12 protein-coding genes are annotated in these 17377 nt (G+C 63.7%); 5 read left to right on the plus strand and 7 right to left on the minus strand.

Annotated features, from left to right (window positions below):
* Positions 1 to 910: 910 nt before the first annotated feature.
* Entirely contained in the window at positions 911 to 2989 is a 2079-nt protein-coding gene (locus RCH11_RS12380; protein WP_327057323.1) for a S53 family peptidase, read from the minus strand.
* 427 nt (positions 2990 to 3416) lie between these two features.
* Between RCH11_RS12380 and RCH11_RS12385 the strand changes: the two genes are divergently transcribed.
* Both RCH11_RS12385 and RCH11_RS12390 read left to right on the plus strand, forming a co-directional pair.
* Positions 3417 to 4073 carry a hypothetical protein gene (locus RCH11_RS12385; RefSeq protein ID WP_327057324.1) on the plus strand — a complete coding sequence of 219 codons (657 nt, stop codon included), beginning with the start codon at positions 3417 to 3419 and terminating at the stop codon, positions 4071 to 4073.
* A 71-nt stretch (positions 4074 to 4144) separates the two neighbouring features.
* On the plus strand, positions 4145 to 5068 hold the full coding sequence (locus RCH11_RS12390; protein WP_327057325.1) for a hypothetical protein: 924 nt from the start codon (positions 4145 to 4147) through the stop codon (positions 5066 to 5068).
* On the opposite strand, the gene RCH11_RS12395 is transcribed toward RCH11_RS12390, so the two are convergent.
* The 3 genes from RCH11_RS12395 to RCH11_RS12405 form a co-directional block, all read right to left on the minus strand.
* Positions 5062 to 5511, minus strand: coding sequence for a hypothetical protein (locus tag RCH11_RS12395; RefSeq protein ID WP_327057326.1), 450 nt, complete (start codon positions 5509 to 5511; stop codon positions 5062 to 5064). The two genes, RCH11_RS12390 and RCH11_RS12395, sit on opposite strands and share 7 nt — an antisense overlap.
* Positions 5512 to 5816: 305 nt before the next feature.
* Entirely contained in the window at positions 5817 to 5972 is a 156-nt protein-coding gene (locus tag RCH11_RS12400) for a hypothetical protein (RefSeq protein ID WP_327057327.1), read from the minus strand.
* A 341-nt stretch (positions 5973 to 6313) separates the two neighbouring features.
* Entirely contained in the window at positions 6314 to 7132 is an 819-nt protein-coding gene (locus RCH11_RS12405; protein WP_327057328.1) for an ADP-dependent NAD(P)H-hydrate dehydratase, read from the minus strand.
* A gap of 24 nt (positions 7133 to 7156) precedes the next feature.
* Between RCH11_RS12405 and RCH11_RS12410 the strand changes: the two genes are divergently transcribed.
* Positions 7157 to 7810: an HAD family hydrolase gene (locus RCH11_RS12410; RefSeq protein ID WP_327057329.1), complete on the plus strand. Its 654-nt coding sequence runs from the start codon at positions 7157 to 7159 to the stop codon at positions 7808 to 7810.
* A 2-nt stretch (positions 7811 to 7812) separates the two neighbouring features.
* Positions 7813 to 8898, plus strand: a complete 1086-nt coding sequence (locus tag RCH11_RS12415) for an NADH:flavin oxidoreductase/NADH oxidase (RefSeq protein WP_327057330.1) — start codon at positions 7813 to 7815, stop codon at positions 8896 to 8898.
* A gap of 21 nt (positions 8899 to 8919) precedes the next feature.
* Here RCH11_RS12415 and RCH11_RS12420 read toward each other — a convergent pair whose 3' ends face one another.
* From RCH11_RS12420 to RCH11_RS12430, 3 genes are all read right to left on the minus strand, one after another.
* Positions 8920 to 9960 carry a hemolysin family protein gene (locus tag RCH11_RS12420; protein WP_327057331.1) on the minus strand — a complete coding sequence of 347 codons (1041 nt, stop codon included), beginning with the start codon at positions 9958 to 9960 and terminating at the stop codon, positions 8920 to 8922.
* The gene (locus RCH11_RS12425; RefSeq protein WP_327057332.1) at positions 9957 to 11288 is read right to left on the minus strand and encodes a hemolysin family protein; all 1332 of its coding nucleotides are present in this window, start codon (positions 11286 to 11288) and stop codon (positions 9957 to 9959) included. The genes RCH11_RS12420 and RCH11_RS12425 overlap by 4 nt, the downstream gene beginning before the upstream one ends.
* A 94-nt stretch (positions 11289 to 11382) precedes the next feature.
* Positions 11383 to 12822, minus strand: a complete 1440-nt coding sequence (locus RCH11_RS12430) for a GuaB1 family IMP dehydrogenase-related protein (protein WP_327057333.1) — start codon at positions 12820 to 12822, stop codon at positions 11383 to 11385.
* Between the two features lie 152 nt (positions 12823 to 12974).
* On the opposite strand from RCH11_RS12430, the gene RCH11_RS12435 reads away from it, so the two are divergent.
* Positions 12975 to 16787, plus strand: a complete 3813-nt coding sequence (locus tag RCH11_RS12435; RefSeq protein ID WP_327057334.1) for a multifunctional oxoglutarate decarboxylase/oxoglutarate dehydrogenase thiamine pyrophosphate-binding subunit/dihydrolipoyllysine-residue succinyltransferase subunit — start codon at positions 12975 to 12977, stop codon at positions 16785 to 16787.
* The last annotated feature ends 590 nt before the right edge of the window (positions 16788 to 17377 follow it).

The raw sequence follows: 17377 nt of genomic DNA on the forward strand, positions 1-17377 counted from the left end.
GATCGACGGCGCGAGCGTGCGCTGTGGAGAAAAGCTGGGTGCGAATGCCATCCTCTCCACCGATAATTTTGCCGATTTTAGGAAGGACAGCGATGAAGACTTCCTGCGTCACTGCCTCCGGATCCTCGACGCCTCGCGCTCGAAAGTGGCCCATCACACCGGGTGCGAGACGCACGATAGATATTCTCGAAGGAGTGATCGACTGAAGACGATTCAGTCACATAGCCCCTTCAACTGCTGACACGGTGCTTGGCGACTATCGACAGCAAGCAAGAACCGACTTATGTCCGCCGATCGTTGCCGTGATCGCGATTGGGGTTCACTCCTGGCGTGGGTTTGTGTGCCGAACTGGGTAGTAAAGGGGGTAATTTCGGTGCCTTTGTGAAGTCATTGCTTTGCGGCCCGTGGGTTGCTTTCGGTCCCGACTTCGGGATCGTGGCACAGTAGGTCGCAATGTTGGATGCTCCTTTCGCAGCGCTGGCTAGCGAGGCATAGCCGGTCGAGAATGCCGTGAGCCCGCCGTGCGTGAAGGCCGTGCACAGCCCATCGGCGGCTGGTCCTGTCGCGTCGGGTCCAACCGGCTTGGTAGTCGCGGTTTGCACTGCTGTCGGCGCCACGGTTGGCTCGTCCGTTGGGGCCAGCGGTCTTCCCGCCAATCATGGTGCGGACAGAAAACATAGGCGCCCTCATTCGTCGAGAACCGCACCGGCGATTCAACACGTGACGTGATCGATCCGATTGCTCGGTCACATTTCAGTAATCGTCGAAGAGGGCGGAAAGGTTACGGAGTGAACTGAGCTACCCGCGGTCTGGGCAGGGGTCTTTTTACCCGCCGCTCACGCTCGAAGGTTCGGGTGGGCAGGCACCGGGCAGCTGAACGACAGTCCCGCTGAGCAGTTTCGTCGTCCGCTTACTGTGGCGCGCTGATGGCGGTGAAAAAGTTGGAACCATTGGGAGTCCCGACGCCAGTGGCAGTGTCGAATCCGCGGGTGGAATGCAGGGTCTGGTTCGGTTCTTCGAGGGTGCGCAAACTGTAGCTCAGACCACCGGCCAGGTTTTCGCCGTTCTTATAATTGACCCGGACGACGGAGGGCAGCGGTTGATCTACTGACGTGCCGAACATCGCGGCTTGATTCACATCGTAGAAGGCATTGTTCGCGGATTTGTAGGCCTGGTAAATGCGCGGGTTCAGGAATCCAAGGGGTGATCCCGCAATCTGATCGGCAACGGCCGCCATGCCCGCAGTGAGCGGGGCTGCGACGGAGGTACCGCCGATGCGGTACTCGTCGTAGTAAGTACCGTTGCTGAAGGACTGGGTTTGGCCGACGAGAAACCCCGTGTTTGGGTCAGCGAGTGCGCTGATGTCCGGCACTACCCTCCCCGTGGAGGAGCCAATAGCGCCGCTTTGATAGGCGGGCTGGGGGAAGATCCGGCTCACCCCACCACCACCACCACCAAAGAAGTCGCCAGGCGGCGCAGTCGCGAGCGTGCCACCCAGGCTGAACGGTGCCGTTGTGAGATTGTCGCTCGAAGTGGAGCTGATGACGTCGCGCCCTGTTTGCCAACCCACCTCGAAGTCGCGCCGCCAGCCGGGCTGATTCACCGCCGATCCAGGGGTATCGACTGAGGCGTACGCAGCGGTGGGAAGGGCCGCAGTCGGGACCACTGCGGCAGATGTGCCCCCAACCGCTGTGACGTTGGGGCTGTCGGCGTAGAAGTCGACGGCTGGCGTTCCGAACGTGCTGGTCTCGTCGCCGTTATCGCCGCTGGACACATAAACACCGATGCCGGTAGCCACCGCTTGAATGAAGGTGCCGTTCAGGCTGTTGATGAAGCCACGAGGCACGTTTTCGCCGGAGAAGCCGTAGCTGATCGAAATGATATTGGACAGGTGCTTGTCAACGATGTGATTGATGCTCGCGTCAAAATCCTGATTGGCGTTGGAGGAACCGACGAAAAGGAGATTGGCCCCGGGGGCTGTGGTGTGGATCGCTTCCGCGTCGAGTGTCTCTTCCCCGTAAAACTCCCCCGGCACCTGCTTGGGGGTATCCGGGTGCCGGTAAACGCCCGGCGCGACTATTTCCGTGATCGAGGGCGCCGGGAGGCTGTGCAGTCTGCTGTACTGCGCCACGTCATTCTGCAGGGTGGGGCTGGCATTGGCGCCCACGAACGCGACGGTCTGACCGCTGCCGTCCGCCTTGACAGTATCGAGCCCGTACAGGCCGCGAACCTGTGCCGGGGTGTACCCACACGGCGCTAGGGGTTTGCTGGCCGTGCCGTATGCGGAAGCGTTCGGCGTGGCGACAGTCTTCTCGCCGAACCACAGGGAGCACGGCTGTCCGGCCCGGAACCCGATACCGGGAGCGCCATGGCTCTGGCTCGGCCCGTTCCCAGCGCTGTTCGTCGGAGCCATCAGCTCAGAACTCTGATCCAACCCGGTCACGCCCTGCACTATCCCGGCCAGAGCGGAAGGGACTGAGACGGCCGACTCCGGGGCACGGAGAGTTTTTCCGGATGTCGCGAACTCGCCGAGCTGCACGCTGAAAGCGGTCTGCGCTTGCGCAACGGTTCCCTCCGCGGCGACGAAGCGATTATTTCCGGGCGTGTTCACCACCGAGAATCCAGCATCCCGAAGGAACTGCTGCACTGCCGTGACGCTCGACTGGGCGGGGGCAAACTGCTGCCGGAATTGTGCGGGAGTCAAAAAGTGGCGATAGCTGGCCGATCCCGGAGTAGACACCGCCTGGGCCGTCAATTGGGCGGCAGCTTCGTCCCGCCAGTTGAGGTAGACGCGAATGTTCACGTAATCGGAGGCTGCGGCAGGCGAGCGAAGTGCTTGAGCGTTGGCCCACGCTGGCTGGCTACCGTCAAGCATGCTCCGGCCGGGAACCGTGCCGGCAACCGACGCACCCGCGGTGAGAGATACCGCAACAACTGCGGCGCAAGTAGCAAGGCTTGCGATGGTCAGGTAGCGCGCAACTTTGAGCACTTCAACCCCTTCAGGACAGAGGGCGGCACTCAATCGGGTGCCACCCAAATCCAAGCACGCAACGCTGATGTAGGCAATAAGCAAAATACGAGAAAAGACGCTCTCGCCCAGGAATCGTGCGCTTTTTTGGGTCTCCAGAAACGGCCCCGTGCCGCTTCGCAACTGTTCTGGGGTGAAGCAGTGCTCTCGATTCCCCGGTAAGAGGATGGGGACCGTGGCGGCCCAGCACGGATATTCCACTGGGCTGCACCCCATCGAGGCTTGACAGTTTGCCGAGAAAGTGGACCTCCACCAATCTGATTCGATGTTCGCGCCGAACAAGCATTACCGAGAATCAAAGTTGAGTCCGCGGTCGCTTACTCCTGCATTCGAAGGCGAAACGTGTTTGTCCCCCCCGAGGCCGCGCATGTGAAAGGAATTTGTCATCGTGGAAAAATTCAAACTCAGGCGAAGCCGCCGCTTCGGCGCTGTGGCGTCGTTGTTCACCGGTCTGCTCGTCGCGTCGCTATCGATAGGAACGGCGGCTTTCGCGTCAGGCTCGACGGTGCAACCCGTCTCCTCCGCTCAGACACCCGCATGGAGCAACGGGCAGACGGTGACGATTCAGTACCCGCAAAACTTCTTCTGCGACAAAAGCGTCACATCGGCTGCGCCAAGCGGTTGCGAGGTCGGACAGGACTCGAACGTCGGCCCGGTAGCTAACGCCGGTCGGTCCGTTCTGTACGTGCTGACACCGCTGTTCCCCAACCCGGTCCCCGCACCCATGTGTGGGGTCGCGAGTTGCCCGAATCACCCGTTGAACATCGACCTGTCGAGGATCTATGGCGCTCTCGGAGCAACATCGGGTATCTCGGTGAATAACGTGTCCCTTCCGGCCCACAGTCACATTCTCGACGGAAACGCGGGCGGATGGTGGGATGTGAAAATTGTCGCCGTCACCAATCAGGCGGCTTGGGCGAAACTCGCCGCAGGCAAGTCCCAGGCGACGATGGACGCCCTAATCAACACCCCGGGTAGCGGTGTGCTCGGTCCCATCCCGACGAACCTCTACCTGTTCTTCAACGTAGTCGGTCCGCGCAAATAAGGCAGTGAACCCACCGGGGTCGCAGTGATGCTGCGACCCCGGTGGGCCCCTCATGATGAAAGGGCCGCACAATGACTACCCACGCGCTCGCACCACTGCTCCCCGTTCGTGTAGCAACACGGCGCGGACTCACCATCTCGTTCATTGGCACGGCCATGATCCTCATGGTCCTCGGAGCAGCACTACCTTGGTTGGTCGTGTTCAACGGGCTCACGACCGTCCCCGGCCTCTCGCTCGACGGCGGCTTCCTCGCCGGCATTATGGTGGCCGTGGTCTGCGTGCTGTACGTCGCGGCACGGCACGGCGGCGCACGAATCCTCCGACCCATCGCCCTCGTCGCGTCTGCGGCCGTCCTCGCCGACAGTCTCTACAGCGGTTGGCGGATTGCGGGATATGTCGCGCACCCCGGAAGCACGGCCGCTCTTACCGTTCCCAGCGCCGGACCCGGCCCTTACGTTATGGCAGCAGGCGCCGCAATTCTATTCGTCGCGGCCGCGATCGCCCCACACCGCATTAGTCCACTGGCCAGACAAGCGCTGATTCGTCTGCTGCTCGCGCTCGTCCTGCTCACTGCCGCCTCCATCCACCTGATCCTCTCGCCGCAACACTTCAGCGAATCCCCGCTCCTTGGCGTCGGGTTCCTGGTCGCCGGAATCGTTCAACTGGGCGCGGCGGCAGTAGTGCTTACCAGAGCCGACGACCGAGGTCTCAACCTCGTACTGCTCGTCAGCGTCGCGCTGATCGCCATCTACGGGTACGCAGTCTTCGTCGGGCTTCCCCTCGACTCAGAACACGCCGCCGACACAGCAGGCGGACTCACGCTCGGGGCCGGTGAACCCGTCGACTTCACGGGAGCGGTCAACGTGATTGCGCAAATCGCTGCCATCCCCCTCGCTCTGATACTTGCCCGCTACAGCGCCGCCACAGCGTCGAGACAAGTGGTGCCCGCTGACGATGCGAAGTCACAGACCATTGGTCTACTGGACCATCAGTAAGCGTTTTTGGTCGTTACCCGGAGGCTGGCTCGCAGAACAGCTTCGGCTGCTCTGTCTTGGATTGACTCATGAACTACCTGGCCATTTGGCGCCACCGGTGTCGGCAGCGCGAAAGCGAGGTCGGCTCTGTTCACGGTGGGCGTGATCGGCGTATTCGAGGTGTTGAGATCCTCCAGTGTCGTCGGATTCACTATCGCCGCGACGATCTTGCTCGCGTAGCCGTTCCTCCGGTTGTCGGTCTTGTTACTGGCGAGATCCCGTGCCGCTTGGCCGGTCATCGCAGCGCCCGACGCGTCGTAAAACGTCAGGGTGAGAGTGCCCGCAAGAGACTGCGCCGGCATGGTGGCGATGAGCAGTCCCCAGGTGATGGCGGCGATGAGCGTCAGTCCGACGGCAGAGCGCACGGTACGGCTGCGCCTCCGCTTCTGATCGATGATCGGCATCCCCTTCGATGTGGTGCTTCAGCTGCTCGGCGTATGGAATGCCACGGCAGCATGGTGCTGCCGTGACTCTCATCCTTTCAGGGGATCAAGAATCTCCCCCACACCCGGGCGAGACAGTACTTTCGTGGCCTGCTTGGCCTGATCGGAATCCGCCGCCGTGAGCTCCTGCCCAAAGTTCATGGGGCTGGCACCGACTCGTTCGTGGGTGCGGTTCCTGACCTGGTTGAGCAGCATATTCCGGAACCAGCCAGGTGCGACCGCAGCTGCGGCATACAGGTGTGTGCCTTCTGATCGACACACTCGGCCTACACTTCGTTTGCCAGGCGATCGACGATGCCACCTGCCCATCTGTCCGCTTTCTGCTGCTTCAGGATCGTGCCACCGATCGGCCAGTACAGCCGACTCATGCAGGACGTGCCCATCACCGGCGAGAGGAACCATTCATGTCCGTCATAAGCCATGCGTCGACGCTGTGCTCCCTGCCCGAGGGCTCAGCGCATTTCGGACGAGCGATCGGGTGGGACGGTCCCATCGCAGATCACGTGATCGACCCTTTATTCTTCGCGGGCCGATACCGTGCGGCGTTTGACGAAAACTGGATGTGCTGTGTGTCCACGCAGAATATCGCTGCCGCGCAAATGAAAGAGCGAATTCATCCGGTCGTTGCAACGATGGGTATCTCTGGGTCGGACAGTGATCGTCGCATGGCTTGGGCGGATGTGATGCCGCCGAGTGTTTTGCGGGGTCGGTTGTTGAGTTCGCTGACGACTTCCAGAAGTGGAAGTGGCGCACCGCGTGCGGGCTAGACCAGCAGCCCGGCGATCACCCCCGGCACCGCATCGATGAGATCAAGGATCGTGAGCGGGCCGCCCGCACTGGCTCGCGACGCCGCCAACCCGTGGATGACTGAGGCCGTGGCGCCGAGTTGCGCGAGTAGCGCCCCGTCCTTCTCTATCGCGCGCGAGTGGGTCGCCACCAGAGCTCCGAGGATGCCGCCGAGAGCATCCCCCGCCCCCGCGGTAGCGAGCCAGGCCGGGGCGGATGACGCGACGAGCCGGGTGCCGTCCGGAGCGGCGACGTAGGTGCGGTGTCCCTTGAGCAACACGGTCACCCCGAGCTTGTGCGCCGCCCGAGTCGCCGCTTCGGCGGGGTCTTGAGCGATTTCGTCTGGGGATTCATCGAGCACTCTCGAGAGCTCGCGGAAGTGCGGGGTGATGATCGTCGGCCCGCTGACGCGGTCGAGGAGGTCGAGGGCACCCGCATCCACCACGATCGGCAGCCCGGAATCCAGGGCAACGCCGAGCCTGTCGGCGGTGGCGGTGTCCCTCATCGCGGCATCCATCCCGGAGCCGACCAGCCAAGCTTGCACGCGACCGGCCGCAGCGACCGCTTCCGGGCGGCGCTGCAACACAAAAGTCGTCGCCCGTTCGTCACCGAGGTAGCGCACCATCCCGACGCCGGTGTGGAGCGCGGCTTCCACGCTGAGTACCGCGGCGCCGGGATACGCGGCCGATCCGGTAACCACCCCGAGCACACCGCGGGAGTACTTGTCGTCATCCAGTGTCGGCACGGCGATGAATCGGGCGGCATCGCGCGGGGTCCAGTGTGTGAAAGTGCTCATGGGTCTCACGATAGTTTGGAAGACGTGACCACCACCGCGCACGCCCTGAGCATCCCTGACCGAGTCGTCGTCTTCGACTATGGCGAAGTCATCTCGCTGTCGCCGAGCGAGGCGTCGCGCGCCGCTCTCGAAGAACTGGCCGGGGTGGATTCGGTGCGCTTTCGCGCGTCCTACAACGCCCACCGGGACGGTCTCGATCGCGGCACCACCAGCATCCGCGACTACTGGATGCTGGTAGCTGCTGACACCGGAGCGGACTGGTCGGAGGCACGCATCCACGAGCTCTGGGTTGCCGACTTCACCGGCTGGATCAGCATCGACCCTGAGGTGTTCGAGATCATCGCCGATCTTCACGCCGGAGGCACCCGCATCGCCCTGCTCTCAAACGCTGGCTTCGATTTCGCGAGCCCGTTCCGATACTCCCCCATCGCCCGATTCTTCGAGCGGATGTTCGTGAGCGCCGAGATGCTGAAGTTGAAGCCGGAGGCCGACATCTACCAAGAAGTCGCCAATGAGCTCGGAATAACCTGCGCCGAAATGGTCTTCATTGATAACAGGCAGGTCAACGTCGACGGCGCTGTGGCGCTCGGAATCACGGGTTACCACTTCGTCGAAGCGGCGGGCCTTCGCCGTTTTCTCCACAGCCTCGTAGTCCTCCACAGCCGCGCAGACAGGTGACCATGTCGATTCCCACCCTCTTCACCCCCTATTCCGTTCGTTCCGTCACGATGCGCAATCGCCTGTGGGTGGCGCCGATGTGCGAATACTCGGTGGAGAAGCACGACGGTGTGCCGACCGATTGGCACCTTGTGCACCTCGGCGGATTCGCCAAAGGCGGAGCCGGTCTCGTCATCACGGAAGCAACCGCGGTGAGCGCCGAGGGCCGCATCTCCCCCGAAGATACGGGCATCTATAGCGACGAACAGCGGGATGCCTGGTCGCGCATCGTCGCATTCATTCACTCCCAGGGGGCTGTCGCCGGCATCCAGCTTTCCCATGCCGGCCGAAAGGCCTCCACCTGGCGGCCCTGGGCTCCCGAGCGAGGAACGGTGCCGCAGTCCGAGGGTGGCTGGCTGGCCGTCGCACCGTCGGCGGTGGCCTTCACCGGGTATGCGGTCCCCGCCGAACTCGATCGGGCCGGAATCGACGGCATCGTCGCCGACTTCGCCGCGGCCACCCGACGCTCTATCGACGCCGGATTCGACGTGCTCGAGCTGCACGCCGCTCACGGCTACCTGCTGCACCAGTTCCTGTCCCCGCTGTCGAACCTCCGCACAGACGAGTACGGAGGCAGTCTCGAAAACCGGGCCCGCCTGCTCCTCGAGGTGATCGCCGCCGTGCGGGCAGAGGCCGGCGAGGCTGCGGCCCTCTTCGTTCGTTTCTCCGCCACGGACTGGGCAGACGGCGGCTGGGACCAGGAGCAGACCGCGACCGTCGCCGGCTGGGCACGGGACGCCGGGGCTGACTTCTTCGATATCTCGACCGGTGGTCTCGTCTCCGGCACGACCATCCCACTTGCCCCCGGCTACCAGGTGCCGTTCGCTGACTTCGTGAAACATGCCTCATCTGTCGAGGTCAGCGCGGTCGGCCTCATCACCGAGGCGCGGCAGGCTGAGGAGATCATCACCTCCGGTAGAGCGGATGCCGTGATGCTGGCCCGCGCGATCATGCGCGACCCGCACTTCCCGTTGCGTGCCGCGCACGAACTGGGCGTGGAGCTGGACTACTGGCCAGCCCAGTACCTCCGCGCAAAATGGCCAGCCTGAATCGAGCCTGCAGAAGCTTGGTCAGGCGCGTCGGGTCGCGTCCTGGACCTCGCCGACGAGTTCTTCGATGATGTCCTCGAGAAAAAGCACTCCCCTCGTCTGATCCGTGTCATCGAACACCCGCGCGAGATGCACACCCGAACGCCGCATTGCGGCGAGAGCGTCTTCGAGGTCCATGCCGCGGGAGATCGAGATCAGCTTGCGGATGCGCTTCGGTGGCACTGGCTCGTCGAACTCACCCGCTTCGTCGAGGTCGAGTACGTCCTTGAGATGCAGGTAGCCGGTGGGCTCTCCCTCGTCGTTGACGAGTACATAGCGAGAGAAGCCGTTCTGGGCAACAGCGCGCTCGACGTCGGCGGGGGTCGCCGCCTCCGACAGGCTCACGAGATCAGGCATCCCCACCGCGATATCCCTGACCTTTTTCGCGGTGAACTCGAAAGCGGCGTTGAGCGCGCCGATATTGTCGGTGAGCACGCCCTCTTTCGTTGATTGCGCGACGATATTTGCCACCTCATCAACTGTGAACGCGCTGTTGGCCTCGTTCTTCGGCTCCACCCGGAAGAGGCGAAGCACTCCATTTGCCGTTGCGTTCAGCGCGTAGATGATCGGCCTGAAAACCATCGAGATGAAGACCAGTGGCGGCGCCAGGATGAGCGCAGCGCGGTCCGGCACTGAGAAGGAGAGGTTCTTCGGCACCATCTCGCCAATCACCACATGAAGGAACGAGACGATGATCAGCGCGATGATGAATGCGATCGTGCCAACCACTTCCTCGGGCAGTCGGGTGAGTGCGAGCGGATACTCCAGCAGATGGTGGATGGCCGGCTCGGAGACATTGAGAATGAGTAGCGAACACACGGTGATGCCGAGTTGGCTGGTCGCGAGCATCATCGTCGCGTGTTCCATCGCATAGAGCGTCGACTTCGCAGCACGACCTCCCGCCTCAGCCCGGGGTTCGATCTGCGAGCGTCGGACCGAGATCACCGCGAACTCCGCGCCGACGAAGAAGCCATTGATCAGCAGCAGGATCACCAACCATGCAATGCCCCAGCCGCCTGTCATGAGGATGCCCCATCCGGGGCCGCCGACGGATCCGCCGTTGGCGTATATCGCACGCGATCGATGCGACGCCCGTCCAGCCGCTCGACCCGGAACTCGCCGCCCTCGACCGCCACGCTGTCGCCGACAAATGGCAGGCGCCCGAGTTCGCTCATCATGAAGCCACCGACAGTTTCGTAGGGTCCCTCTTCAGGGATCACGACATCCGCCCGCTCGAGCAATTCGTCCGGGCGCAGCATGCCGGGGAAAGTGAGCCAGTCCCGCGAGCGAACAACCCCCGCGAGGGTGCGATCGTGCTCATCGGAGACCTCGCCGACGAGCTCCTCCACGAGGTCCTCGAGGGTGACGACCCCGGCGGTGCCGCCATACTCATCCACGACGACAGCCATCTGGTAGCCCCGGCCGCGCAACTCTCCGAGCAGCACGTCGAGTTTCATGGTCTCTGGCACGCGCAAGGCGTCGGTCTGCAGGGCGGAGACCGGCACATCCGGTCTCTTCTCACGCGGCACGGCCACGGCCTGCTTCACGTGCACAAGGCCGACCACATCGTCAAGAGAATCGTCGATCACCGGGAACCGCGAAAATCCCGTCTGCTGGGCCAGAGCGATGACGGTGTGAGCGGAGTCGGAGCGATCGACACTGGAGACGCGCGGCCGGGGTGTCATCACGTCGGCGGCGATGTGTTCGCTGAATACGAGAGTGCGGGCGAGCAAAGTGGCCGTATCGCGGTCAAGGCTGCCTTCGGTGGCCGATCGACGCACGAGAGAGCGCAGTTCCTCTGCCGTCCGTGCCGACGAGAGCTCCTCTTTCGGCTCGATCCCGATCGACCGGAGGATCACGTTCGCGGTGTTGTTGAGCAGTGTCACGAACGGACGGAATACCGCCGTGAATCCCACCTGGAAGGGAATCACCAGTTTGGCGGTGGGCAACGGAAGCGCAAGGGCGAAGTTCTTAGGCACCAGTTCCCCCACGATCATCGAGACAAGGGTCGCGGCGATGATTGCCAGTGCGGAGGCGACCACGGTGGTCAGCGCGGTCGAGAGGCCGAACGCGCCGAGCGGCCCGGAGAGGAGCGCACCGATCGCTGGTTCCATCGTGTAGCCAGTGAGAAGGGTCGTGAGGGTGATACCGAGCTGGGCACTCGAGAGATGGGTCGACGTGACCTTGAGCGCGCCGATGGTGAGGCCGAGGCGCTTTTCACCCCGCGCGAGCCGGGACTCGAGATCAGATCGGTTGAGATTGACCAGCGAGAACTCGGAGGCCACAAAGAATCCGGTGCCGACAGTGAGCAGGAGTCCGACTCCGAGCATGACCAACTCATACACGGGCATCACCGCAAGCGACGAATTCGCCAACAGGGGCGAACGGGGCACGGCGCCATGAAGGGGGGTCGTCCATTATTCGATCAAGTGTACGGGACCGCGCCTACCAACTGACCGGAAGCGCCTTGCCCTCCTCATACCCCGCCGCCGACTGGATCCCCACCAGTGCCCGCTCGTGGAAGTCGGCGAGGTTTGAAGCTCCCGCGTAGGTCAATGACGATCGCACCCCAGACGTGATCATGTCGAGCAGGTCCTCAACCGAGGGGCGCAGTGGATCGAGGTAGATCTTCGACGACGAGATTCCTTCCGCGAAAAGCGTCTTGCGAGCCAACTCATACGGGTCGAGGCGATCGAAGCGATCGTGAACAGCCTTCGTGGATGCCATGCCCCAACTCTCCTTGTAGAGCCGACCGGTGGCATCCGTCTCGAGTGTTCCCGGCGCCTCGATCGTGCCGGCGAACCAGGATCCGATCATGACGGATGCCGCGCCGGCGGCAAGCGCAAGCGCCACATCCCGCGGATAACGCACCCCTCCGTCCGCCCACACGTGAGCGCCGAGTTGGCGAGCGGCCGCGGCCGTCTCGAGAACGGCAGAGAACTGCGGGCGCCCGACCGCGGTCATCATGCGAGTGGTGCACATGGCGCCGGGGCCGACCCCCACCTTGACGATATCCGCCCCCGCATCCACAAGATCCTTCACTGCAGCGGTTGTTACGACGTTGCCGGCGACGATCGGCACGCAAAGCCCCAGCGCCTTGACGCTGCGAATGGCACGCAGCATGCCCTCCTGGTGTCCGTGGGCGGTGTCGACCACCAGCACATCGATGCCTGCCGCAGCCAGCGCGGCCGCCTTTCCCGCGACATCCCCGGTGATGCCGACCGCTGCTGCGACGCGCAGACGCCCATTGGCATCCAGGGCGGGCTGGTAGAGCGTTGAGCGAAGGGCACTTGTCCGACTGAGCGTGCCAATGACCGCCCCATGGTGCAGAACAGGGGCGAACTCGAGGTCTGCGGCGACCATCAGGTCGAAAGCGGCGCGCGCATCCGCCACGTCGTCTGCATCGATCGAAGCAAGCTGCCCGTGCAGCAGGTCACCAAGGCGCGCATCGGGGAGCGCCGTACCGAGACGGAGCGCCGAGATGCACCCGAGGTACCCACCGCGCGCGTCGGTGATGACGATTCCGTGGCCGCCGATCGGCGGCATCTGGCGCAGCGCTTCGGCCACGGTCTGCCCCCCGGAGAGGAACAGCGGGGTATCGAAGGCCACCGGTTGCGCCTTGACCCAGCGAATGGCAGCATCCAGGTCCTGCAGGTGCAGGTCCTGTGGCAGCACGGCCAGTCCGCCGCGCCGGGCGAGGGTCGCGGCGAGACGCGGCCCGGTCACCGAGTTCATGTTCGCAGAGACGATCGGAATGGTGGCTCCGGTACCGTCCTGCGGCGCGAGTGATACCCCGAGACGGCTGCCGACATCCGAGTGCCCCGGCACTAAGAACACGTCGGAATAGGTGAGGTCGTGCGTCGGCGTCGTCTCGTAAAACTCCATGCTTTTAAGGGTAATCCCTCACGGTCCGAGTCGGTTGGCCGCTCCAATGCGATTAAGCTTGGATCGTCTGCGGCCAGCGAGGAATCCGAGGCCACGTCACCGAAGCGGTGACCAAGGACTGTAGCAATTCACAAGAGAGTGGGCGATCAGCCGTGTCTAGCCAAGTGACCGGAGTGGCATCTGAAGACGGGTCCTCCGGCGAATTCGGAGCGAACGAGTGGCTCGTGGATGAGATGTACGAACGGTTCATCGTCGACCGCAATTCGGTAGACCAGTCGTGGTGGCCGATTCTGGAGAGCTACCACCAGACCACGATCGAAGCGTCCTCCACTCCTCCCGCCCCGACCCCACCCACCGCTCCCGCCGAGCCCAGCGCACCAGCCGAACCGCCGGCCCCAGCCGAGCCTGTGGCCCCGCCGGCACCGGTCGATGTGGCGCCGATCGAGCCCCCAACCACCACCGGTAGCCAGCCCGTCGCACGCACGACCTCGATCCAACCAAAGCCGCAGCCCATTCCGGCCCAGGCGCCGGCGTCACTGCCCCAGGCGCCGACGGCCGCGACTGCGGATCCCGCGAGCTCCGAGCGCCAGGACGTAGTGTCGACGCTCAAGGGCATGTCGAAGTCTCTCGCTGCGAACATGGACGCCAGCCTCACCGTGCCAACGGCAACGAGCGTGCGCACCATCCCGGCCAAACTCATGATCGACAACCGCATCGTGATCAACAACCACCTCAAGCGTGCCCGCGGCGGGAAGGTCTCGTTTACCCACCTCATCGCCTGGGCGCTCGTGCAGACTCTCAAGGAGTTCCCGAGCCAGAACGTGTTCTATGACGAGGTCGACGGCAAGCCATCGGTCGTCGCTCCGGCGCACATCAATCTCGCGATCGCGATCGACATCCCCAAGCCCGACGGCACTCGTGCGCTTCTCGTGCCCGGGATCAAAAACACCGAGTCGATGAGCTTCCAGGAGTTCCTTGTCGCCTACGAGGACGTCGTCACCCGCGCCCGCAACAACAAGCTCACGGCCGCCGACTATGCCGGCAACACCATCTCCCTTACCAACCCGGGCGGCATCGGCACGGAACATTCCGTTCCCCGCCTCATGAAGGGGGCGGGCGCCATCATCGGGGCAGGCGCCCTCGAATACCCCGCCGAGTTCCAGGGCATGGCGCTCACGACACTCTCCGATCTCGGCATCGGCAAGACGATCACGCTCACCTCCACCTACGACCACCGCGTCATCCAGGGTGCCGGCTCCGGCGAGTTCCTCAAGAAGGTGCACGAGCTGCTCATCGGCCAGCGCGATTTCTACCAGGAGATTTTCTCCGACCTGCGCATCCCCTACGACCCGATCCACTGGGCCAGCGACATCCACGTGGATCTCGGCAACCAGGTGGGGAAGACCGCTCGCGTGCAAGAGCTCATCAATTCGTTCCGGGTGCGCGGACACCTCATGGCGGATATCGATCCGCTGGAATACAAACAACGCACCCACCCCGACCTCGAGATCTCCAGTCATGGCCTCACCTTCTGGGATCTCGACCGCGAGTTCGTGACCGGCGGATTTGGCGGAAAGCCTGCCGCACTCCTTCGCGAAATCCTTGGTGTGCTGCGCGACTCCTACTGCCGCACGCTCGGCATCGAGTACATGCACATTCAGGATCCGGCCCAGCGGGCCTGGATCCAACAGCACGTGGAAAAGGTCTACACGAAGCCAACCAAAGACGAACAGCTTCGCATCCTCGGCAAGCTCAATGAAGCCGAGGCCTTCGAGACATTCCTGCAGACCAAATACGTCGGGCAGAAGCGCTTCAGCCTCGAGGGCGGCGAATCCACCATCGCTCTCCTGGATGCACTGTTGCGGGCTGCCGCAGAAGCCGACCTCGACGAGGTCGCCATCGGTATGGCCCATCGTGGTCGTCTCAACGTGCTCACCAACATCGCGGGCAAGACCTACGGCCAGATTTTCCGGGAGTTCGAGGGTACGCAGGATCCCCGTACTGTGCAGGGTTCGGGCGACGTGAAGTACCACCTCGGCACCGAGGGCACTTTCACCAGCGCGAAGGGCGACCAGATCCCGGTCTATCTCGCGGCTAACCCGTCGCACCTCGAAGCCGTCGACGGCGTGCTCGAGGGCATCGTTCGGGCGAAGCAGGATCGCAAACCGATTGGCACCTTCAGCGTGCTGCCGGTGATGGTGCATGGCGATGCCGCGATGGCCGGCCAGGGCATCGTCGCGGAGATCCTGCAAATGTCGCAGCTACGCGCCTACCGCACCGGCGGTACCGTTCATGTCAACATCAACAACCAGGTCGGCTTTACGACGCCTCCCGGCGAAGGTCGCACGTCGATCTATTCCACGGATGTCGCGAAGATGATCCAAGCGCCGATCTTCCACGTGAACGGCGATGATCCGGAGGCCGTCATCCGCGTGGCGGAGCTCGCATTCGCCTATCGCCAGGAGTTCCACAGGGATGTCGTCATCGACCTCATCTGCTATCGCCGTCGCGGGCACAACGAGGGCGATGACCCCTCGATGACCCAGCCGCTCATGTACAACCTCATCGAGGCCAAGCGAAGCGTTCGCACCCTGTATGTCGAGGCTCTGGTCGGCCGCGGCGACATCACCCAGGAGGAGTACGACGCGGCCCACGAGGACTTCCAGGACCGTCTCGAGCGCGCCTTTGCCGAGACCCACGCGGCGCAGACCGGCTCGATGCCGATCATCACCGCGGATGGCAACGCGGTCGCTGACCTCGAGCGCCCGGGATCCCAGCAGGATGATCGCTCAGGGGAACCGACCTCCACGGCGGTGAGCGAGGCCGTAATCGGCGTCATCGGCGATGCTCACGACAATCCACCGGCCGGCTTCACGGTGCATCCGAAGCTCCAGCAATTGCTCAAGAAGCGCACCGAGATGAGCCGAAGCGGATCGATCGACTGGAGCTTCGGCGAGTTGTTGGCGCTCGGCTCACTGCTGCTCGAGGGAACGCCCGTGCGCATGGCCGGACAAGACACCCGTCGCGGCACCTTCGTGCAACGTCACGCGGTGCTGCACGACCGGCTCAACGGCCAGGAATGGCTGCCGCTCGGTAATCTCAGCGACAACCAGGCTCGCTTCTGGATCTACGACACCCTGCTGAGCGAGTACGCCGCGATGGGTTTCGAATACGGCTATTCGGTCGAAAGGGCCGACGCGCTCGTGCTTTGGGAAGCCCAGTTCGGCGACTTCGCCGATGGTGCCCAGATCATCATCGACGAGTTCGTCTCCAGCGCCGAGCAGAAGTGGGGCCAGCGCTCGAGCGTGGTGCTGTTGCTTCCGCACGGCTACGAGGGTCAGGGGCCGGACCATTCATCCGCCCGGATCGAACGCTACCTTCAACTGTGCGCCGAGAACAACATGACCGTGGCGCGTCCGTCGACGCCAGCGTCGTACTTCCATCTCCTGCGCCGCCAGGCCTATGCGCGTCCTCGTCGCCCGCTGATCGTGTTCACCCCGAAAGCGATGCTGCGGCTGCGAGGCGCGACGAGCAGCATCGCCGAATTCACGAGCGGCAAGTTTGAACCAGTGATCGACGATGCGGCAATCACCGACAAGAGTGCCGTGAAGCGCGTCGTGCTGCACTCCGGAAAGATCCACTATGACCTGCTGGCCGAGGTGGATAAGCGCCAGCAGAAGGATGTCGCGCTGGTGCGCCTGGAGCAGTATTACCCTCTGCCCCAAGAACAGCTGAAGGCCGTGCTCTCGCAGTATCCGGAGGCCGAACTGGTCTGGGCGCAGGAGGAGCCGGAGAACATGGGTGCCTGGCCGTTCATCTGCCTCGAATTGGCCAAGCGGCTCACGCCCGGCCGCTCGATTTCGGTCGCCTCGCGCCCGGCATCCGCGTCTCCGGCAACGGGATCGTCCAAGCGCAGCGCCCAGGAGCTCATCGACCTGATGGACCATGCGCTGACCGTCCGGTAGTCGCTTCGCTTGACGGAGGGCCGTCGCCCGCGGGTGCGGCCGCTGCTCGGTCGGCCTCCTTCCGACAGCTTCCCCGCGATCCCCCGTGCGAAATGCAGGACCGGACGTTACCAGAGTGACTGGAGGGGCACACCCGCCACACCAGTCACACATGTTCCTGCATTTGCGACGGAAGCATGCGGTCGGAGAAGGCCGTCGCCCGCGGGTGCGGCCGCAGCTCGGTCGGCCTCCTTCCGACAGCTTCCCCGCGATCCCCCGTGCGAAATGCAGGAAGGGACGTTACCAGAGTGACTGGAAGGGCACACCCGCCACGCCAGTCACACATGTTCCTGCATTTGCGACGGAAGCCTGCGGTCGGAGAAGGCCGTCGCCCGCGGGTGCGGCCGCTGCTCGGCCGGTCTCGTTCCGACAGCTTCGCCGCGATCCCCCGTGCGAAATGCAGGACCGGACGTTACCACAGTGACTGGAGGGGCACACCCGCCGCACCAGTCACACATGTTCCTGCATTTGCGACGGAAGCCTGCGGTCGGAGACCACTGCGGGAGACCGAGGCCGATGACGGGTGACCGGAGGGCGCATCAGAACGGTCG

Origin of the sequence: Glaciihabitans sp. GrIS 2.15, assembly GCF_035984695.1 — a bacterium.
GTDB lineage: Bacteria > Actinomycetota > Actinomycetes > Actinomycetales > Microbacteriaceae > Lacisediminihabitans.